This is a genomic window from Streptomyces sp. NPDC004435 (assembly GCF_042873895.1).
Classification (GTDB): Bacteria; Actinomycetota; Actinomycetes; order Streptomycetales; family Streptomycetaceae; genus Streptomyces.
Genome location: NZ_JBIAMB010000006.1, coordinates 355575 through 375023, shown reverse-complemented (window position 1 = coordinate 375023; position 19449 = coordinate 355575). Strand labels below are relative to the sequence as shown.

Below are 19449 nucleotides of genomic sequence, written 5' to 3'. Positions count from 1 at the left end.
CGTGGGGGGGGGGGGGGGGGGGGGGGGGGGGGGGGGGGGGGGGGGGGGGGGGGGGGCGCGCCCCCCCCCCCCCCCCCGCCCGCCCGCCGTGCTGCCGGATCAGAGGCGGCTCGCGCTCGTGACCTCGCACTTGGTGTACTCGGAGCCGTCGCCGGTGCCCGGGTACGGGGTGGTCAGTTCGGCGGTGGCCGAGGCGCCCGCCGCGACCGCGATGCCGGTCTTCACGGCGGTCGCGGGGGTCGCGGCCGTGCCGGAGAACTTCATCGTGACGCTGTAGTCGTAGTCGAGCGTGTTGTCGTTCTTGACGGTGATGCGGGCGGTGAGGTTCTTGGTCGCCGCGTCGTAGGCGCACTTGTCGATGGTGACGTCCCGGGACGCCTTGTCGGCGCTGCCGCCGCCACCGGAGACGGAGCCGCCCGAACTGCTGTTGCTGTCGCTGTCGTTGTCGGTGTGGCCGCTGCCGCCGGAGCTGGACGAGCTGGAGGAGCCGGAGCCGCTGCTGCTGTTGTCGCAGCCACCGCCGCCGGATCCGCGGGCACCGGTGAGGGCGAGGACGGCGATGCCGAAGACGGCGATCGCGCGGGCATGACGAAGCTTCACTTGTTCAATCCCCGTTGAGTGTCGTGCGTGTTCGAATGGGCTCGTTTGACGAGCGCACGTCACCCTAGCAGCGGGCAGGCGCCCCGGCCGTCAGCCGTTCGGCAGGACCACCAGCGTCCTGGGGGCGCGGGTGATCAGCCCGTCCGGCGCCGGACGGAAGCCGTCGGCCAGCCGCAGCCGGGGCATCGCCTCGAAGAGCGCCCGGACCGCGTACTCCGCCTCCAGGCCCGCCAGGATCACCGCCGGGCAGAAGCCGGGCCCGTAGGTGAGCTGGCCGGGGTCGTCACGGAGCGGGTCGAAGCGGTCCGGTTCGCGGAACCGCTCCGGGTCCCGCCCGGCCGCGCCGACGAGCAGTGCCACCGAGGAGCCGCCCGGCAGGATCCCGCCGCTCACCGGCACGTCCTCGCGGGTACGGCGGACGGCGATCTGCACCGGCGGGTCGAGGCGCAGCGACTCCGCCCACGCCCGGGCCACCAGGCCCGCCGGGGCGTGCCGCAGGGCGGCCGTCTGGTCGGGGTCGGCGAGGACGTTGCCGAGGAAGGAGGCCAGCGCCTTCTCCCGTACCGCGATCTGCCCGCCGCACTCGCCGGCGAGCGCGGTCGCGGCCCGGCCCCGCACCAGCCGCATCATGTCCCGGTACGGGACGCCGACGGCGGCGGCGACGGTCCCGGCCGGCAGCCAGTGGCAGAAGTCGGCCACCAGGTCGGCCCGGTCCCGCCCCGTGATCCGGCGGGCCAGGACGTGCGCGGTGCGCTCCACGACGGACCTCAGTTCGGCGAGGTCGACGTCGGTGTGGGCGCGGACGCAGGCCGGGTCGCCGGGCCGGTGCCCGTGGGTGAAGCGCCGGTCGGTGAGGGCGGTGGCCACGTCCGCGTACCGGCTGAGGACCCAGGCGCGCAGCAGCGGGTCGTAGGTGAGCGGGAACTCCTCGCGCAGCCGGCGGTGCACGGGGTACGGGTCGAGGGCGGCGCCGGGGTCGAGCGGGCTCGGGGCGACCGTCCGCCCGCCGGGCGCCGGGGACGGTTCGGCGACGGTCCTGACGCGTCCGGGCACGGTCGCGCCGGCCGGTCCGAGGGGCGTCATGGCGGGCAGGCGCCGCCAGGGGTCGTCGCTCTTCTCGCGGTCCCCCGTCCGGCGGTTCGGCTCGTCGCGCATCGCGCCCCCATGTCGTTCGGCTGGTCCGGCGGTGCCGGCCGCGCCCGGGATCGCGGCGCGCGTGCCCCCACCTCACCACCCGGGTCGTCCCCCCGCCCACCACATGCCGCCGAACGGGTGAGCGAGCACGCCGCTGACCTCGGAGGACCCGCCGGCTCCCCGCGAGTCGCCGCCCCGCCCCGCCGGGCCCGCGGAGAGCCGGTCGCGGGTTCGGACGCGGGTTCGGACGCGGGTTCAGTCGCGGGACAGCCGGAAGGTCATCTCGCCGAAGCCGACGACGTCCCCGTCCCGGACCACGACCGCGCCGACGACCCGGCGCCCGTTGACGGTCGTGCCGTTGGTGGAGCCGAGGTCGCGCAGCACCCAGAGGCCGCCCTGGAGGGAGAGCTCGGCGTGCAGCCGGGAGGCCGTCTCGTGGCTGAGCCGCAGTCCGTTCACCGGGTCGCGGCCTATCCGCAGCGGGTACGGTCCCGGCTGCGGCAGCAGCAGCTTCGGCAGCCGCTCGGCGTGCCAGGCGCGGCCGATCCGCGCGGTGAACGCCGACATCCGCTCGACCGCGCCGACCACCCGCCGGGTCCAGCCGCCCTCGCCGCGCAGGTCGGCGGTGAGCACGGCGAGTTCGTCGGGCCTGCGGGCCTGGAGCGCGCGCTCCATCCGGAAGAGGAAGGTGTCGTGCGAGAGACGGCCCTGAGCGGCGCCCTCCCGGAGCATGCCCAGCGCGCGGTCCCGCTCGGCGTCGGTCAGCCGGGGGGAGTGCGCCGGGGGCTCGTAAGGGGTCGTCACAGGGTGATTGTCCGGGTGTACGGGTCGGGCTGTCCAGAAGCGGCCGTCCCGGAGGCGTACCGGGAACGTACCGGCTCCGGCACGGAAATCCCCCGGGCGCGTCGCGGCCCCGGCTGCCAGGATGGGGACGACGTAGCCGACCGTACGTACCGACGTCTGCGAGGAGAACCGCCGTGCTCTTCGAGGTCTGGGCGCCGCACGCCCGCGACCGGGTGACCCTGGAGCTGAACGGCGCCGGGCACCCCCTCGACCGGGACCCGCTGCGCGACGGCTGGTGGACCGGGACGGTGCCGGCCGCCGACGGCGACCGCTACGGCTTCCGTCTCGACGACGGTCCCGTCCGCCCCGATCCGCGCGGCCGCCGGCTGCCGGACGGGCCGGACGGCCTCAGCGCCGTCGTCGACCACTCCGCCCACCCCTGGCGCCACGAACCGCCCCGGCTGCGGCTGCGCGGCGCGGTCCTCTACGAGCTGCACGTCGGCACCTTCACCCCGGAGGGCACCCTCGACGCGGCCGCGGCCCGGCTCGGGGAGCTCGCCGGGCTCGGCATCACCCATGTGGAGCTGATGCCGCTCTGCCCCTTCCCCGGCGTCCGCGGCTGGGGGTACGACGGGGTGGCGCCGTGGGCGGTGCACGAGCCGTACGGCGGGCCCGAGGCGCTGAAGCGGTTCACCGACACCGCGCACGGCCTGGGCATGGGCGTGGTGCTCGACGTCGTCCACAACCACCTGGGCCCCTCCGGCAACCACCTCCCCGTCTTCGGGCCGTACTTCACCGACACCCACCACACGCCGTGGGGCGCGGCGGTCAACCTGGACGCGGCCGGATCGGACGAGGTGCGGGCGTACTTCCTCGGCAGCGCGCTCGCCTGGCTGCGGGACTACCGGATCGACGGACTGCGGCTGGACGCGGTGCACGCGCTCGCCGACGACCGGGCCCTCACCTTCCTCGAAGAACTCTCGGCGGCCGTCGACGAGTTGGCGAGGGAGCAGGGCCGCCAGCACTTCCTGATCGCCGAGTCCGACATGGCCGATCCGCGCTCGACCACCCCCCGCTCCCTCGGCGGCCTGGGTCTGCACGCCCAGTGGAACGACGACTTCCACCACTCCCTGCACACCGCGCTGACCGGCGAGGCCCAGGGCTACTACGCCGACTTCGCGCGCGCCCCGATGGCCGCGCTCGCCAAGACCCTGACCCGGGTCTTCTTCCACGACGGCACCTGGTCGTCCTTCCGGGGCCGGCACCACGGCCGCCCGGTCGACCGGGAGCGCACCCCCGCCCACCGCTTCCTGGGCTACGCCCAGACCCACGACCAGATCGGCAACCGTGCGCTGGGCGACCGCCTCTCGGCCTCCCTCTCCCCCGGCCTGCTCGCCTGCGCGGCGACGCTGGTGCTCACCGGCCCGTCGGTGCCGATGCTGTTCATGGGCGAGGAGTGGGGCGCCCGCACCCCGTGGCAGTACTTCACCGACCACACCGACCCGGAGCTCGCGGAGGCCGTACGGCGGGGCAGGCGGCGGGAGTTCGCGGCGCACGGCTGGGCGGAGGGCGACGTGCCCGACCCGCAGGACCCGGCGACGCGGGACCGCTCGGTCCTCGACCGTACGGAGCGCGAGCGCGACCCGCACCGGCGGCTCCTCGCCTGGCACCGCGAGCTGATCGCGCTCCGCCGCACCCTGCCCGACCTCACCGATCCTGATCTCGGCGGGGTGAAGACGGCCTTCGACGAGGAGGCCCGCTGGCTGGTCTTCCGGCGCGGTGACGTCCGGGTGGCGGTCAACCTCGGCAAGGAGCCGGCTGCGATCCCGCTGGGGTCCAACGGCCGCGACCGGGTCCTCGCCGCCTGGGAGCCGGTCGAGCCCCCCGGCCGCGACGGCCTGCTGCGCCTCGGCGCCGAGTCGGCGGTCGTCCTGACGGACGGCTGAGCCCGGTCGGACGGCGGTCGTCCCGAGCGACGGCCGAGCCCGGTCGGGCGGCAGGCTCCGCCGCCCGGGCCACCGGAGGGACCCACATGGGCGTGTGGCGGAGTGTTCCGCCGGCGGACGCCGGGCGGCGCGCCATAGTGCCCCGCATGACACCCCCCACTCCCCCGCGCCGCCGCACCCGCGCCCGCGCGGCGGCCCTGGGCGCCGCGCTGCTGGCGCTCGCCCTCCCGTCGACCTCCGTCGCCGCGCCGAAGCCGGCCGCACCGCGGGAGGCCGCGCCCCGGCACGGGTCCGAGGCGTGCGACCGCACGCCCGGACCGCTCTCCGGGGACGCCCGGCGCGTCCTGGACATCGCGCGCAAGGCCCGGAAGGACCTGAAGCTCAACGCCGTGCTGCTGCGGGTCACCGTGGACGGGCGGGAGCTCGTCACGGGCGCGCTCGGCGAGTCCATGACGGGCGTCCCGGCCCAGCCGGACATGCACTTCCGGGCCGGTTCCGTCGCCTTCGCCCACATCGGGACGGCCCTGCTGCGGCTGGTCGAGCAGCGCCGGGTCGGGCTCGACGACACGGTGGAGCGCTGGCTGCCCGAGGTCCCCAGGGCCGGCGAGATCACCCTGCGGATGCTGGCGAACAACACCTCGGGCCTGCACGACTACGTCACCGACCCGGCGTTCGGCGCCGAGCTCACCGCGCACCCCTTCAAACAGTGGACCCCCGACGAGCTGCTCGCCTTCCCGTTCAGCCACGACTTCTGGTACGACCCGGGCACCAACTGGAGCTACTCGCACGCCAACTACCTGCTGCTGAGGCGCGCCCTGGAGCGGATCACCGGCACCCGCATCGACCGTCTGGTACGGGAGCTGGTGACCGGCCCGCTGGGCCTGCGGGAGACCCGGAACTCCTTCACGCCCGAGATCCCGGAGCCGGTGCTGCACGCCTTCACCTCGGACCGGGGCCTCTACGAGGAGTCCACCTTCTGGAACCCCTCCTGGACCACCGGTCCCGGCGCCGTCATCACCAGCACCGTCTGCGACATGGCCCGCTCGGCGCAGGGCATCGGCAGCGGCGAGCTGATCAGCCCGCGCTCGTACCGCGTGCTGCTCGACCCCGGCACGGTCGGCCTCGGCACGCCGACGAGCACGTGCCCGGCCACCATCTGCCTGAAGCAGACCGAGGAGCGGCACTTCGGGCTCGGGGTGATCGTCTCCGGCGGCTGGCTGCTCCAGAACCCGTCCTTCTCCGGTTACGCGGCGCTCCAGGCGTACCTGCCGGAGAAGCGGCTCGCGATCGCGGTCTCCGCGACGAAGACGGCGACGACCGGCGAGGGCAACATGGCCCAGGTGGTCGCCGGCCGGATCGCGGCCGCGCTGGCCCCCGAGGACCCGCTGGTCCCCTGAGGCCGGTGGTCCGGTGCCGGCCGCCGCTACCCGACGATCGCCATCTCGTGCGGGGTGGCGTTGAAGCGGCGGCCGGTGCCGTCCTCGGTCATCGTCACGATGTCCTCGATGCGGACGCCGAAGCGGCCGGGGAGGTAGACGCCCGGTTCGATGGAGAAGCACATGCCCGGGACGACCGGGCGCTCCTCGCCCTCGATCATGTAGGGCGGTTCGTGGGTGGTGACCCCGATGCCGTGGCCGGTGCGGTGGATGAAGTACTCGCCGTACCCGGCGTCCGTGATCACCGCGCGCGCGGCGCGGTCCACGTCCTGGCAGGCGATGCCCGCCCGCACCGCCTCGAAGCCGGCCTGCTGGGCCTCGCGGACCAGGTCGTGGACCCGGCGCTCCTCGTCGGTCGGCTCGCCGACGTGGACGGTCCGGGTGGTGTCGGAGCCGTAGCCGTGCTTGAGCCCGCCGAAGTCGAGGACGACCATGTCGCCGCGCTCGATGACCCGCTCGCCGGCCTCGTGGTGCGGGTTGGCGCCGTTGGGTCCCGAGCCGACGACGGTGAAGTCGACCTGGGAGTGACCGAACTCCCTGAGCAGCCGGGCGAGGTCGGCGGCGACCTCGGTCTCGCGGCGGCCGGCGAACCGCACCTTCAGGATCTCCTCGTACGCCCGGTCGGCCGCGGCCCCGGCGGCGGCGATCCTCGACAGCTCGTGCGCGTCCTTCACGGCCCGCAGCATCGGCAGGGCGTCGGTGAGGGAGACGTACGAGGTGGACGGCACGGCCCGCTGGAGCCCGAGCAGGTGCATCGCCCAGGCGTTGTCGCTGACGCCGAACCGACCGGTGACGTCCAGCAGCGGCGCGGTGACGGCGTACGGGTCCGTGCCGTCGGTCCAGTCGCGGAGGGTCAGCGCGGGCGCGCCGACGGCCTTCTCGGCGTCGGGAGCCTCCAGGGTGGGGACGACGAGGACCGGGTCCTGGCCGGGGGCGAGGACGAGGACGGTGAGCCGTTCGGTGATCGCGGTCGGCTGGTAGCCGGTGAGGTAGACCAGGTCGGGGCCGGGCGCGACGAGCACCCCGGCGAGCCCGGCGTCGGCGGCGGAGGCGGCCGCCCGGTCCATCCTGGCCCGGTAGTCGTCGGCGGTGAAGGGGGTGGGGGCGTCGCCGGCGGGGGTGCTCGACATGGGTCTCTCCTTCGCGGCTGCGGTCGGGCGGCTCCGGGGCGGTACGTCCTCCGAGGCGGTACGTCCTCCGGGGTGGTCCCCCCAGCATCCTGCCCGCCCGTCCGGGCCGCCGCGACCGCGCGCGGGCCCGTCAGCGCGGCCCGGGCCCCTGCGCGATCAGCCGTTCGAGCAGTTCCTGGAAGTCGTCGCCGACGACGATCCGCAGCTCGCCGCCCTCCTCGTCGTGCTCGCTGAGCTGGGTGAGGGTGCCGCCGCGCCACCAGAACACGTACGGGCTGATGGCGCCCGGGGTGTCCTCGTACTCGGAGGCGGCGAAGGAGGCCATCGCGCCGAGCGCCGGGATGATCGTGGTGTCCCGGATGGGGTGGAAGGCGATCTGGTGCCGGAAGGGCACCGCGACCAGGGCGCCGTGCTCGCCGAGCGGCAGCCCGGTGACCCGCTGGGCGAGGGCGTCGAGGTCGAGGACCCGGCTGGCGGTGTAGAAGGAGTCGCCGACGACGACCTCGAAGGACATGCCGTCGGCGTCCCGGACGGTCTCGTGCTCCTCGACGGGCAGCCCGCGCAGGTTCTTGAGCGCGCGGTCGCGCAGCTGCGCGGGGTCGCCGAGCCGGTCGAGGGCGTCGTCGGTGAGCATCATGACGCTCTCCGGCAGGTCGAGCGCCAGCACCTCGTACAGGCCGGGGGCCAGCGTCCGGGCGTAGCCGAAGTCGCCGGGGTCGATGCCCTCGCCGTTGACGACCCGGGGGTAGAGCTGGGACCTGATCTGCTCGGGCGGCAGCGTGTCGAGAGCGGAGGGGCCGTCCAGGGTCCGCACCACCAGGGTGACGTGACGGCGGATCAGGGCGGGCCAGACGCGGGGGCCGCGCGGGTCCCGGTGGCAGACGGCGGCGAGGTTGCCGAGGCCGAAGCGGCGCTGCCTGTCGTCCTGGACGGAGGACGCGTAGACGGTGACCTCCAGGCCGAGTTCGGCGAAGGCCTCGCGGACGGTGGCGCGGAAGAGCGCGGCCTCGCGCTCGGAGAAGTAGGCGAACTCCGGATCCCTCGGCGTGTCCTCGCCGTCCCGCTTGGGTCTCCTGCGCAGCCACCCCACGTCAGCCCGCCTTCCGTCGCCGTTGCGTTCAGCCTAGCGAGTGGGGTGGTGCGCGCACCGGCCGCCCGGCGAAGTCAGGAGCCGTCGGGGGCGGTGAGCAGAGCGCGGGCGTAGTGGGCGAGGGAGCGGTTGTAGCGGGGCAGCAGCGGGGCGAGCGCGCCGAGGGCGAGCGAGGCGGCCTCCCGGTCGCGGCCGGTGTCGGCGAGCGCGAGGGCGAGGAAGGCGTCCACGGCGGGGGCGAGCGCCCGCTCGTCGGCGTCGAGCCGCGCGTCGGGCAGGTCCCGCTCGGTGGTGAGGAGTTCGACGCTCCGGTCGGGGCGGCCGAGGTTGCGCAGGCTGCTCGCCAGCTGGATGACGGCCCGCCGCCGGCGCAGCCCGGTGAGCCCGAGCTCCAGCGCCCGCCGGTAGTAGGTGACGGCCTCGGCGGGCAGCCCGGTGGAGTCGTGGGCCGCGCCCAGCTCGAAGAGGGCGGGGGCGTCGGCGTCGCCCCGCTCGGCGGCCAGCTCGGCGATCCGGGCCCGGAAGTCCTCGGGCCCGTACGCGTCGACCGTCTCCCAGAGGGCGGCGACCCGCTCCTCCCACCCGGCACTCCCGGCCCGCTCGTCGTCCATGCCGCCACCCTACTCAGCCCCGGCCCCCCCACGGCCCGGCCACCACACGCCGGGCGCGGCCCGAAACCCGACCGGGACCGCCGACCGGACCCGGGCTCCGGGACTCGGTCGAGCGCGGGCGGGGTACGCGGGGCCCGGGCTCCGGTCGGGCGCGCCGGAGGGGATGTCGGCCCGCGTGAAGCCCGGCCCGGTCCATGAGACCCGGCACTCGGCCGGGCCCGTGGCCGGGGACCCGGGCGGGTTGCGCGGGGGCCGGGACTCGGGCGGGCGCGCGGGAGCGGACGTCGGCCCGCGTGGAGCACGGTCCATGAGACCCGGCACTCGGCCGGGCCCGTGAGGCCGGGCCCGTGAGGCCGGCGCGCCGGCAGGCCGGGCCGGCGGCGCCCGCCCGGGGGCCCGAGGCCCTGACCACCGCCCCCCCTACAGCCCTGGCCGGGCTCACGGCCCACGCCCCGCCCTCGGCCGACCCGCTTCCGGCTCCGCCTCCGCCGCCGTCCGTGCCGGGGAGGGAGGGGGAGCGCCTGCGGGCCGTCCCGTCACGGGGCCCGGCGCCGGGCACGACCGCCCCCGGCCGGACGGCCGTACCGGGTCGGCTGGCCGGGCGGGCTCAGTCGCCGCCTCCGCCGCCACCGCCGCCGTCCCCGCCACCGCCGCCGCTGTCGCCGCCCCCGCCGCCGGAGTCGCCGGCGTCGCCGCCGTCGGAGCCCCAGCCGTCGCTGCCGCCGGGTTCGTTGTCGTCGCGGCGGGTGCCGATGTTGGTGAACCAGGGGCGGTTCCAGTCGTCGTCCCCGGCGGCCGGCTCGTACCCCTCCCTCGGGCGCCACTGGTTCGGGAAGCGGGCGAGGCCCGTGGTGTCGCCGAGGCCGAACGCGGCGGCGAAGGCGTGGGCCATGACCGCGTCCAGCGGGTCGGAGGTCTCGTGCCCGACCGGGCCCAGCGGCAGCAGGAACGTCGTCAGCGCCTCGGAGGTCCTGCGGCGCGCCGGCCGGGCCAGCAGGGCGACCCGCAGGCCGTCGCGGAGCAGCGACGAGCTGGTGGCGCTGTCGCGCCGCAACTCCCAGACCTGTCCGCCGAGTCGCGCCTCCACCACGCTCTTGGACTTGCGCAGCTTCCGGTGGTCGAGCCGGAGCGCGGCCTGCGCCGTGCCGACGGTGAGCGTGAGGCCGCGGGACGGGTCGGGCTCGTCGGCGTGGAAGCCGAACGGTGCCCGGATGCGTACGGCGGGGGCGTGCGGACCCCAGACGTCCACACGCGCGAGCCTCCGGTCCACGGCGACGGTGACGTCTCCGGCCGGCCCCGGCGCGGTCCGCCGGGCGATCCACAGCGGCACGCCCTCGGCCCCGGCCCGACGGCCCAGCTCCGCGACCCACTCCGGGCCGCCGCTCAGCCGGACCGCGAGCCGGCCCAGCGCCTCGGCGAACTCGCTGCTCCTGCGCACCTTCAGCGGGGTGCTGGTGCCGGAGGCGCGGACGACCGGCACCGTACCGGCACCTTCGTCGAGCCACACCAGCGGGCGCTCGGAACCGCCGCCTCCGAGCCACTGCCCGCGCTGGTACGCCTCCGCGATCGCGGCCAGGTTCAGCTCGCCCAGCGGCGTGGTCCGGCCGCCTCTCCGAATGCCGTCCTCGGTCAGCTCGACCGTCCTGGCCAGCGGGTTCCGCGACCTCTCGGCGTAAAGGATCTCCGTCATCCATCCCCCTGTCGTGTTCAGGACCATGGTGACGGACGGGTACGGCCGGACGACAGGGACCCCGTGTCACCGTCCTGTGCCAGTCCGGAGGCGGCCCGGCCTCCCGGCGTAGGCCCGCCCGGCGAAGGCGCCTGCCTGCCCCGCCGCCGTCAGTCCATCCGCACCACGAGGTCGGCGCGGTGGCGGCCCCGGGCGATCAGGCGGGCGTTGGCCTCGTCGGAGCGCGAGACCCACGCCTCGGCCTCGTCCTCGGACCGGCCGAAGCGGACGTGGCGGGCGACGAGCCGGGGGACGCGCAGGGCGTCCGGGAGGTCGAGGTACCAGACCTCGTCCAGGAGGGGCCTGACCGCCGCCCAGCCGTCGCCGCCGTGGAGGAGGTAGTTGCCCTCGGTGACGACGAGCGGGGTCTCCGGCGGCACCGCGACCGAGCCGGCGACGGGCTCCTCAAGGGCCCGGTCGAAGGCGGGGGCGTAGACGACGGTGCCGGGTTCCGGGGCGCGGAGGCGGGCGAGCAGGGCCGCGTACCCGGCGGCGTCGAAGGTGTCGGGGGCGCCCTTGCGGTCGGCCCTGCCGAGCCGTGCCAGCTCGGCTCCCGCCAGGTGGAAGCCGTCCATGGGGACGAGCACGGCGAGCCCGTCGAGCCGCTCCACGAGTCGCGCGGCGAGTGTCGACTTCCCGGCCCCGGGCGGCCCCGCGAGCCCCAGCAGCCGGCGCGTGCCGGGCCGGGCGAGCGCCCCGGCGCGCTCGGCGAGCCGGTCGAGCCCCTGCGCTTCCATGCGCCGCATTCTGCCACCGTCCGCCCCTGCCTCCCCAGGGCCCGCCCCTCCCCCGACCCTCGTACGGACCCTCACCGGGGCCGGGCCGGTTCTAGGGTCGGGACGGGGGACGACGCGGGTCTACGCGGGTGGGGTCGGGACCGTCCGGGCATTACGTTGGGGTGATGCCGTCCATCGCACTCGTCACGCTCGTCGTCCGTGATTACGACGAGGCCCTCGCCTTCTACACCGACGCCCTCGGCTTCGACCTCGTCGAGGACACCGACCGGGGCAACGGCACCCGCTGGGTCGTCGTCCGCCCGCACGGCGCCGGCGGCGTCGGCGGGATCGGGAACGCGGGCCTGCTGCTGGCCCGCGCCAAGAACGAGGAGGAGGCGGAGGCCGTCGGCAACCAGACCGGCGGCCGGGTCGCCTTCTTCCTGCACACCGACGACTTCGCCCGCGACCACGCGCGGATGACGGAGGCCGGGGTGAAGTTCCTGGAGGAGCCCCGGCACGAGCCGTACGGCTCCGTCGCCGTCTTCGAGGACCTGTACGGCAACCGCTGGGACCTCCTCCAGCCGGCGGACGCCGCTACCGGTAGCTGAGGCCCTTGCCGCCGCCCGTCCGGACGACGGGGCCGTTCTGCTCTCCCTGGCCCAGCCGCTGCACCACGCACGTGAACTCGCCCGGGACGTCGTCGATCGCTCCCACGATCATGTCCGCGATCCACCGCAGGTCGTCGACGTCGGGCAGGGTCACGGCGGCCGTGGAGCCTCCCGCCGTCTGGACGATCAGCACCGGCCTGGCCGGGCCGAACAGGATCTTCAGCAGATAGCCCGCGGCGACGATCAGCGCCAGGAGCACCAGCGGGAAGCCGTCCACGGCGGTCGCGGCGTTGCCCAGGTAGCCGGCACCGCCGGCGGCCGCGACGAGGACGACCACGCGCAGCGCCCAGTCGGGCTTGAGGCGGGACACCTCGACCGAGGTGACGTGACGCAGCGGCATCGCGGCCCTGCCGATCCACAGGACCCCTCGGCTGACCCGGAGTTCGATCGCGCGCGGGCCGCGCGGCACCTTGGTCCCGGGCTGTGGGCGGAAGGGCCGCCGGGTCGGCGCGTCGCCCCCCGGTCCGGGCCCTGTCGGTCCCGGCTGTCCGGAGCGGGAGCCCGCGCCGTCACGGTCGGGCGGTGTGTCCGGGCTGTCGACGCCCCCGCCTGGGCCCGGCACCGCCCGCGGCGGCCCGGGCGGTGTCCGCGGCGGCTCGGGCAGTGCGGAGGGCTGTTCAGGCAGTGCGGCTGGCGGCTCGGGCAGTGCGGGTTGCGGTTCAGGCCGTACAGGTGACTGTTCAGGCCGTGCGGCAGGGCCGTTCGTCGCGTCCATGTCTCCCCCGTTTTCCCCGTCTTCCCCGTATGCGCCGCGGTCCGCCTGTCGTCGTGCTCGTGTCCCGTTCCGGTCCGTACGCCGTGCGGCGCGGGCTCGCCCGGAGACGCGCCCCTCCCCGTCCCGCCCGCCGTCGTGCCGGCCGAGGGCCACCATTAAGCACGGGCGGGCCTCCCGGGGACAGGCGAGAACCGGCCACACCCCCGCCCGGGCCGGCATCGCCCCGGAATAACCGGTGTCGCACACCGTCCCACGCTCCCTACACTCCCGTCACGGCGTTCCGACCGGTGCGCCGCAGCGAGCCGTCCGACCGACCGAGGGGAGCCGACCGTGCGTCACCAGTACGCCGCCGTCGCCGACTTCCCCCGCGCCCGCCGGTTCGACGTGATCCTCGCCTCCTGCGCCTGCCGGTGACGGCTGCGCGCCCGTCATCGCAGGCCCGCTGACGCTCTCCCGCGTCCGGGAATCGCGCTGCCCGTTCCTCCACGCAGCAGCGAAAGGCACGACACCGTGCGCGTCTCCCAGAACTCCCGTGTCCGCAACCTCGGCATCCTCGCCCACGTCGACGCGGGCAAGACCACCGTCACCGAGCGGATCCTCTTCCTGACCGGCGCCGTCCACAAGCAGGGCGAGGTCCACGACGGCACCACGGTCACCGACTTCGACCCGCAGGAGCGGGAGCGGGGCATCACGATCTCCGCGGCCGCCGTCAGCTGCGCCTGGGCGGACCACCGGATCACCCTCATCGACACGCCCGGCCACGTCGACTTCTCCGACGAGGTCGAGCGGGCGCTCCGCGTCCTCGACGGCGCCGTGGCCGTCTTCGACGCGGTCGCGGGCGTCGAGCCGCAGAGCGAGTCGGTGTGGCGGCAGGCCGACCGGCACGGCGTGCCCCGGATCGCGTTCGTCAACAAGATGGACCGGGCGGGCGCCGACCTCGACGCGGCCGTGGAGTCGATCCGCAGCCGTCTCGGCGCCGTCCCGCTCCCCGTCCAGCTGCCCGTCGGGCGGGAGGACGGCTTCCGGGGCGTCGTGGATCTGGTCCGCATGCGGGCGTACGTGTGGGACGGCGACGGCCGCGCCGAGACCGGCGTGCCCGACGGGCTCCGCGAGGAGGCGGTACGCCGCAGGCGGGCCCTGGAGGAGGCGGTGGCGGAGCTGCATCCCGGCGCCCTGGAGGAGTTCTGCGCGGGCGGCGCGCTCGCCGACGCGAGCCTCGCCGGGGCCCTGCGCGAGCTCACCCTGGCGGGCTCGGCCGTGGTCGTACTGTGCGGTTCGGCGTACCGCGACCGGGGTGTGGAACCGCTCCTGGACGCGATCGTCGCCTACTTGCCCGCCCCGGTCGACCGGCCTCCGGTCGGCGGCGGCGAGCGGCCGGCGGACCCGGACGCGCCGCTGGTCGCGCTCGCGTTCAAGGTGAACGCGGCGGCCACCGGCCGCATGACGTACGTCCGCGTCTACGCGGGCACGCTCGTGCCGGGGGCGGCCGTCCTGGACACCGCCACCGGCCGGACGGAGCGGATCTCCCGGATCCTGCGCGTGCAGGCGGATCGCACGGTCGACGTGCCCGCCGGCGCCGCCGGGGAGATCGTCGCCGTCGTCGGGCCGAAGGCCGTCCGCGCCGGGGCCACGCTGTGCGCTCCGTCCGCGCCGGTCGTCCTCGAACCGCCGGTGACCGCCGATCCGGTGGTGTCGGTGGCCGTGGAGGCGCGCCGGTCCACCGACACGGACCGGCTGGCGACGGCCCTCGCCCGGCTCGCCGAGGAGGACCCGTCGCTGGTGGTGCGGACGGACCCGGAGACGGGTCAGACCGTGCTGTCGGGCCTCGGCGAGCTGCACCTGGAGGTCGCGGTGGAGCGGCTGCGGCGCGACCGGGGCCTGGAGGTCGCGGTCGGGCGCCCCCGGGTCGCGTACCGCGAGACGGTGCTGAAGGGCGTGACGGGCCTGCTGTACCGGCACGTCAAACAGGACGGCGGCGCGGGCCAGTTCGCCCACGTCGTCCTCGACGTCGCGCCCCTGGAGGGCGGGGAGGAGGAGTACGCGTTCGCGTCCGTCGTCACCGGCGGGCGGGTCCCGCAGGAGTACGTGCGGGCGGTCGAGGCCGGCTGCCGGGACGCGCTCGCCGAGGGGCCCCTCGGCGGGCACCCGGTGACGGGCGTCAGGGTCACGCTGACGGACGGGGCGACCCATCCGAAGGACTCGTCGGAGATGGCGTTCCGCGCGGCCGGCCGCTTCGCGCTGCGCGAGGCGCTCCGGTCGAGCGTCATGACGCTGCTCGAACCGGTCGCCGAGGTGACGGTCACGGTCCCCGCCGAGTCCGTCGGCACGGTCCTCGGCGACCTCGCGGCCCGCCGGGGCCGGGTCACGGACTCCTCGGTCCGGGGCGGTACGTCGGTGGTGACGGCGACGGTCCCGCTGGCCGAACTCTTCGGCTACGCCACCCGCCTGCGCGGCCGCACCCAGGGCCGGGGCACCTTCACCACCCGACCGGCCGGCTACGAGCCGCCGCGCGGCTGAGCCCGCTGACGGGCCGGGCCGGACCTCACCCCTTGAGGTCCAGCTCGGCCCGTACCGTCTTCCCGACCGGTACGCGGTCGAGCACCCCCCACCGCGAGGCCAGCGCCCCGACGAGCAGCAGCCCCCGCCCGCCCTCGCCCAGCGGATCGGGCGGGGCGGGCACGGGCCGCCGCTCGCCCCGCGTGTCGGAGACGTCGATCCGCAGATGCAGCCCGGGCGAGTAGAGCAGCGCCAGCTCGCAGTCCCGGCCGGGCACCCGCCCGTGGGTCACGGCGTTCGCGGCCAGCTCCGCGACGAGCAGCCCGGCGGTCTCGGAGAGACCGGAGTCGTACGGGACCCCCCACACGTCCAGCTGATGGAGCGCCAGTCTGCGGGCGAGGCGGGCGCCGCGCGGCGTGGAGCTGAAACGCTGCGCGAACATACGTACGGTGACGGGCCTTTGGCGGGTCGGGAGGGAGGTCATGGGGCCAATGTGACGTCGCCCGGGACGAGTTGCCAGGTAGGCGACCCGTACGCTGCACGCAGTACGGGTTCACTCTCTGGACGGTACCGGTCACGATCCGTGAGCATGGACGTGTTCAGCGCGAGCACACGGGTGCGGGAGGTGGCGGGGTGGCGGACGAGGTCCCGAAGGGCAGCGAACCGGAGACGTCGGAGAGCCTGAAGGCTTTCGGGGAAGTGGTCAAGGCCTTCCGCAGACGGGCGGGCCTGACACAGGAGGAGTTCGCGCCGCTGGTGGGCTACTCGCTCCCCATGGTCGCCTCCATCGAACAGGGCAGACGCCTGCCGTCGAAGGAGTTCGTGGAACGGGCGGAGGAGCTGCTGGACGCGTTCGGCGTGATCCGGGCGGCGGCGAAGCACCTGACGCGGAGGGCGGGTCTTGCGAAGTGGTTCGAGAAATGGGCGGCGCTGGAGCCGCAGGCGGTGACGCTGTACACGTACGAGAACCGGTTGGTGCCGGGCTTGTTCCAGACGCCGGCTTACGCCCGGACGCTCTTCGAGGAGCAGATCCCGGCGATGGGCGACGACAAGATCGAGTCCAATCTCGTCGCGCGCGTGGAGCGGGCGAGCATCCTCACCGAGCGGCCGGAGACAATTTTCAGTTTCATCGTCGAGGAGCACGCACTGCGCCGCCAAGTGGCCGATCAGGAAGCCATGCGAGGGCAGATCGACCACATTCTCGACCTCGGCGAGCGTCGCAACATCGACATCCAGGTGATGGCGCAATCACGGGGGCATCACGCAGGTCTCGACGGCCCCCTGTGGCTCCTGGAGAACAAGGAGAACACCTGGTACGCGTACTCCGAGGGGCAGCGCTCAGCACAGCTCATCTCCGACTCCAAAGAGGTCAGCATCCTCCAGCAGCGGTATGCCAGGATGCGAGCACAGGCCCTGTCTGTCGAGGCATCCGTGGGTCTGTTGCGGGAGATCCGAGGAGCACTATGAGCACCACTGACCTGGCCTGGTTCAAGAGCAGCTACAGCGGTGGCGACGGCGACAACTGCGTAGAGGTCGCCCTCTCCTGGCACAAGTCCAGCTACAGCAGCGGCGACGGTGACAGCTGCGTAGAGGTCGCCACCTGCCCCTCCACCGTCCACGTCCGCGACTCCAAGGTCCCGGACGGTCCGCAGTTCGCCGTGGCGCCCAGTGCCTGGACGGAGTTCGTCGCCCGGCTCGCCTGAGCGGCGGCTGTGTCAGGATGCGTGTACCTGCCCCCTACCGCATGTGGGCGGGCCGGTACACGCACGTCCTGAGGAGGGACCCGTATGACGACCACCCCCGCCGAGCACCTCTCCGGCCTCTTCTCCCTCGAAGGCCGCACCGCCCTGGTCACGGGCGGGAGTTCCGGCATCGGCAGGGCGATCGCGGGGGCGCTCGCCCGCGCCGGAGCGAGCACGGTGGTGCTCGCCCGCAAGGAGGCGGAGCTGGCGGCGACGGTCGAGGAGCTGACGGCGGACGGCTGCCGGGCGGCCTGGGTGAGCGCCGACCTGAGCACGCGGGACGGCATCAAGGAGGGCGCGGAGGCGGCGGCCGAGGTGTTCGGCGAGCCGGACATCCTGGTGAACTCCGCCGGGATCAACCTCCGTCCGCCCTTCGGCGAGCTGGGCGAGGACGTCTGGGACACCACGATGACGGTGAACCTGGAGGCGCCGTTCCTGCTCGGGCAGCGCTTCGGGCCGGGGATGGCCGAGCGCGGCTTCGGCCGGATCATCCACGTCACCTCCCAGCAGGCGCACCGCGCGTTCGTGCAGAGCGGGGCGTACGGGGTGTCCAAGGGCGCCCTGGAGTCGCTGGCCCGCTCGCAGGCCGAGGCGTGGTCCCCGTACGGCGTCACGGCCAACACCCTGGTCCCGGGCTTCGTGATGACCCCGCTGAACCAGCGGCTGTCCTCCGACCCGGGAAAGGTCGCCGCGCTCGCCGAGCGCACGCTGATCGGGCGCAACGGCCTGCCCGGCGACTTCGCCGGCGCCGCCGTCTTCCTCGCGAGCAACGCCTCCGCCTACGTCACGGGCCACTCCCTCTTCGTGGACGGCGGCTTCTCGGTCCACTAGGCCGTGTCCGGTGCATCGTTCAGCGCACAGCTAACCTTCTGCCATGGATCTCTACTTCGACCCGGTGCCTCTGCTCGGCGACACGCGCGAGGTTTTCCTGGGGAAGTGGTCGGAGCGAGAGTGGCTGAACGTGCCGGGACCGTTCTACGGGGCCCAAACGGACAACTGCGGCACCGGCCGTCTTCAAGCCCCTGGGCTCGTGCTCTACGAGGCTGAATACTTCTCCGAGTACGTGTACCGGCAGCCACGGACGCCGGAGGAACTCCGGCAGCTGATCGACGCGGCGGAGGAAGAGCCGTTCTCCAGCTACGGCTGCGATGGCGACGCCCACTGGACGCCGGCAGCGGTCCGGGAATGGTGGCGCGACCGCGGACGGATCACGGAGTACCTGGCGGACCGGCGATCCGACTGGGAGGCCTACGACGCGAGTGCAGGGCAAGGTGTTGCCGCCGCTGCCCGGCAGTACGCCGCCTACCTCGACGGCGAGCTGGCATCGCACCTCCGCGTCTATCTCTTCTGGCTTGAGGAGCGACGCTCTCCCACTGATGCGGACCGACTGCCGATGCTCTGAGGGGTCGACGGTGCGAACCAGTCGGGGGAGCCGCTCGACAGCGCGCTGACCGCGATCCTCCTGGCGTACGGTGCCGATCCGCATCTCGCGGTCGACGGCGAAACCGCCTACGACTGGGCCCGCACGTACCACCACGACATGGCGATCAGGCTGATGGACCGGTTCAGCACCCGCCAGGCCGGCAAGCTGAAAGCCCTGTTCGGCAGGGGCCGCCGGCGGTAGCTTCCGCCGTTGACCGGCCGGACAGGTGCTGCGCCCTGGATCGGAGCCGTATCCCGCGCCGGAGTCGACACGGATGCCCCTCGCCCGACGTCCCCCGCCCTCCCACCACCCCCGCCTTCACGACGGAGCCCCCCTTGCCGCTGCGGCCGCGCACGACCCGCCCGATGCCCCTGCTCCTGGCCGCGACCGTTCTCGCGGTCGCGGCCCTCGCCTGGGGTCTGCCGTGGGAACTCGCCCGGGACTGCGAGGGGACCGGCGACCGGGTGGAGGAGGTGGCGGCGCTCGGCATCCTCGGCTCCCGGCCCGAAGGGGCGGCCGTCGCCCGGGGCTTCGAGAAGGTGGACGCCGGGTGCTGGGCGGACAGCGGCGATGTGGTGGTGTACGCCGAGCGGACGTACGCCTTCCCTGGCACGCGGGCCGAGGTGGCCGCGCACTACCGGACGGCGGCGGTACGGGACGGATGGGAGCCGGACCTCGAAGCACCGCCCGGCGACCTGCTCTTCACCCGGGGGGACATGGTGCTGTCGGTCGATTTCCTCACCGCCGAGGGCCTCGCGGAGGCCGGTCTCGGCAGCCGCCCCGACCTCACCACCGGAGCCGGCTACGCGGTCGGCGTCGACGCCTACGTGCCCGACGGCGCGACGGCGGGCTGACAGCCGTACCGTCCCCGCGCTCGCGGACGGCGTCGCCTACACCCCGTCGACACCCCAGCGCCACACGAGCCCGCCGCCCTCGGGGACGGCGGCCCAACGGGCGGCGGCGCGTCCAGGCGCGGGCCAGTCCGGGCTGCGGAATCCGCCGCGGCGGGCCCCCGCGCTCGGCGATGCCCCTCACGAACCGCTCGGGGGCGAATCGCGGATCGTGGAGCACCCGGTGGTAGATCTCCTCGCCGGTGTGCGTATCGGCACCTGCCGTCGACCATCGGCGTGACGCGTGACGGGGCTGCCCCGCGATCCGGCGGCCGTTCCCCCACTCCGACAGTGAGGCCGGGGAAGCCGTCGACGGAGCCGATCGAGTGGAGCCGAAGCG

Annotated in this window: 19 protein-coding genes; 9 read left to right on the top strand and 10 right to left on the bottom strand. The window is 74.8% G+C overall.

Annotation, left to right across the window (positions count from 1 at the left end; all coding sequences use genetic code 11):
- Positions 1–99: 99 nt before the first annotated feature.
- From ACFYT9_RS13710 to ACFYT9_RS13700, 3 genes are all read right to left on the bottom strand, one after another.
- Positions 100–600 carry a hypothetical protein gene (locus tag ACFYT9_RS13710; RefSeq protein WP_376598395.1) on the bottom strand — a complete coding sequence of 167 codons (501 nt, stop codon included), beginning with the start codon at positions 598–600 and terminating at the stop codon, positions 100–102.
- Positions 601–690: 90 nt separating this feature from the next.
- Positions 691–1755: a cytochrome P450 gene (locus tag ACFYT9_RS13705; RefSeq protein WP_376598397.1), complete on the bottom strand. Its 1065-nt coding sequence runs from the start codon at positions 1753–1755 to the stop codon at positions 691–693.
- A gap of 234 nt (positions 1756–1989) precedes the next feature.
- On the bottom strand, positions 1990–2538 hold the full coding sequence (locus tag ACFYT9_RS13700) for an FHA domain-containing protein (protein WP_376598399.1): 549 nt from the start codon (positions 2536–2538) through the stop codon (positions 1990–1992).
- 173 nt (positions 2539–2711) lie between these two features.
- On the opposite strand from ACFYT9_RS13700, the gene treZ reads away from it, so the two are divergent.
- The gene (treZ, locus tag ACFYT9_RS13695) at positions 2712–4463 is read left to right on the top strand and encodes a malto-oligosyltrehalose trehalohydrolase (protein ID WP_387279255.1); all 1752 of its coding nucleotides are present in this window, start codon (positions 2712–2714) and stop codon (positions 4461–4463) included.
- Positions 4464–4609: 146 nt separating this feature from the next.
- Positions 4610–5860, top strand: a complete 1251-nt coding sequence (locus tag ACFYT9_RS13690; RefSeq protein ID WP_389163243.1) for a serine hydrolase domain-containing protein — start codon at positions 4610–4612, stop codon at positions 5858–5860.
- A gap of 26 nt (positions 5861–5886) precedes the next feature.
- On the opposite strand, the gene ACFYT9_RS13685 is transcribed toward ACFYT9_RS13690, so the two are convergent.
- The 5 genes from ACFYT9_RS13685 to ACFYT9_RS13665 all read right to left on the bottom strand — a co-directional run bounded on the left by ACFYT9_RS13685 (position 5887) and on the right by ACFYT9_RS13665 (position 11205).
- Positions 5887–7029, bottom strand: coding sequence for an aminopeptidase P family protein (locus ACFYT9_RS13685; RefSeq protein ID WP_389163240.1), 1143 nt, complete (start codon positions 7027–7029; stop codon positions 5887–5889).
- Positions 7030–7159: 130 nt separating this feature from the next.
- On the bottom strand, positions 7160–8119 hold the full coding sequence (locus tag ACFYT9_RS13680; RefSeq protein ID WP_389163238.1) for a hypothetical protein: 960 nt from the start codon (positions 8117–8119) through the stop codon (positions 7160–7162).
- Between the two features lie 74 nt (positions 8120–8193).
- Complete coding sequence (locus tag ACFYT9_RS13675) at positions 8194–8730, bottom strand: tetratricopeptide repeat protein (RefSeq protein WP_389163236.1); 537 nt, start codon at positions 8728–8730, stop codon at positions 8194–8196.
- 607 nt (positions 8731–9337) lie between these two features.
- A complete protein-coding gene (locus ACFYT9_RS13670) occupies positions 9338–10420 on the bottom strand; it encodes a hypothetical protein (RefSeq protein ID WP_389163233.1) in 1083 nt (360 codons plus the stop codon).
- A 149-nt stretch (positions 10421–10569) separates the two neighbouring features.
- Entirely contained in the window at positions 10570–11205 is a 636-nt protein-coding gene (locus ACFYT9_RS13665) for a nucleoside/nucleotide kinase family protein (RefSeq protein ID WP_389163231.1), read from the bottom strand.
- A gap of 155 nt (positions 11206–11360) precedes the next feature.
- On the opposite strand from ACFYT9_RS13665, the gene ACFYT9_RS13660 reads away from it, so the two are divergent.
- Positions 11361–11783 carry a VOC family protein gene (locus tag ACFYT9_RS13660; protein ID WP_376598412.1) on the top strand — a complete coding sequence of 141 codons (423 nt, stop codon included), beginning with the start codon at positions 11361–11363 and terminating at the stop codon, positions 11781–11783.
- Here the strand turns inward: ACFYT9_RS13660 and ACFYT9_RS13655 are convergent.
- Positions 11770–12252, bottom strand: a complete 483-nt coding sequence (locus tag ACFYT9_RS13655) for a DUF6232 family protein (RefSeq protein ID WP_389163228.1) — start codon at positions 12250–12252, stop codon at positions 11770–11772. The two genes, ACFYT9_RS13660 and ACFYT9_RS13655, sit on opposite strands and share 14 nt — an antisense overlap.
- A gap of 816 nt (positions 12253–13068) precedes the next feature.
- On the opposite strand from ACFYT9_RS13655, the gene fusA reads away from it, so the two are divergent.
- Complete coding sequence (gene fusA, locus ACFYT9_RS13650; RefSeq protein ID WP_389163226.1) at positions 13069–15075, top strand: elongation factor G; 2007 nt, start codon at positions 13069–13071, stop codon at positions 15073–15075.
- Between the two features lie 25 nt (positions 15076–15100).
- On the opposite strand, the gene ACFYT9_RS13645 is transcribed toward fusA, so the two are convergent.
- Positions 15101–15538 carry an ATP-binding protein gene (locus tag ACFYT9_RS13645; RefSeq protein ID WP_389163223.1) on the bottom strand — a complete coding sequence of 146 codons (438 nt, stop codon included), beginning with the start codon at positions 15536–15538 and terminating at the stop codon, positions 15101–15103.
- Positions 15539–15687: 149 nt separating this feature from the next.
- Here ACFYT9_RS13645 and ACFYT9_RS13640 point away from each other — a divergent pair, with 149 nt between their 5' ends.
- The 5 genes from ACFYT9_RS13640 to ACFYT9_RS13620 all read left to right on the top strand — a co-directional run bounded on the left by ACFYT9_RS13640 (position 15688) and on the right by ACFYT9_RS13620 (position 19073).
- Entirely contained in the window at positions 15688–16521 is an 834-nt protein-coding gene (locus ACFYT9_RS13640; protein WP_389163221.1) for a helix-turn-helix domain-containing protein, read from the top strand.
- Entirely contained in the window at positions 16518–16757 is a 240-nt protein-coding gene (locus tag ACFYT9_RS13635) for a DUF397 domain-containing protein (protein WP_389163219.1), read from the top strand. Before ACFYT9_RS13640 ends, ACFYT9_RS13635 begins: the two co-directional genes overlap by 4 nt.
- A gap of 84 nt (positions 16758–16841) precedes the next feature.
- A complete protein-coding gene (locus ACFYT9_RS13630; protein ID WP_389163216.1) occupies positions 16842–17627 on the top strand; it encodes an SDR family NAD(P)-dependent oxidoreductase in 786 nt (261 codons plus the stop codon).
- Positions 17628–17670: 43 nt separating this feature from the next.
- Entirely contained in the window at positions 17671–18198 is a 528-nt protein-coding gene (locus tag ACFYT9_RS13625; RefSeq protein WP_389163214.1) for a ferredoxin, read from the top strand.
- Between the two features lie 386 nt (positions 18199–18584).
- Positions 18585–19073, top strand: a complete 489-nt coding sequence (locus ACFYT9_RS13620; RefSeq protein WP_389163212.1) for a hypothetical protein — start codon at positions 18585–18587, stop codon at positions 19071–19073.
- Positions 19074–19449 lie beyond the last annotated feature (376 nt).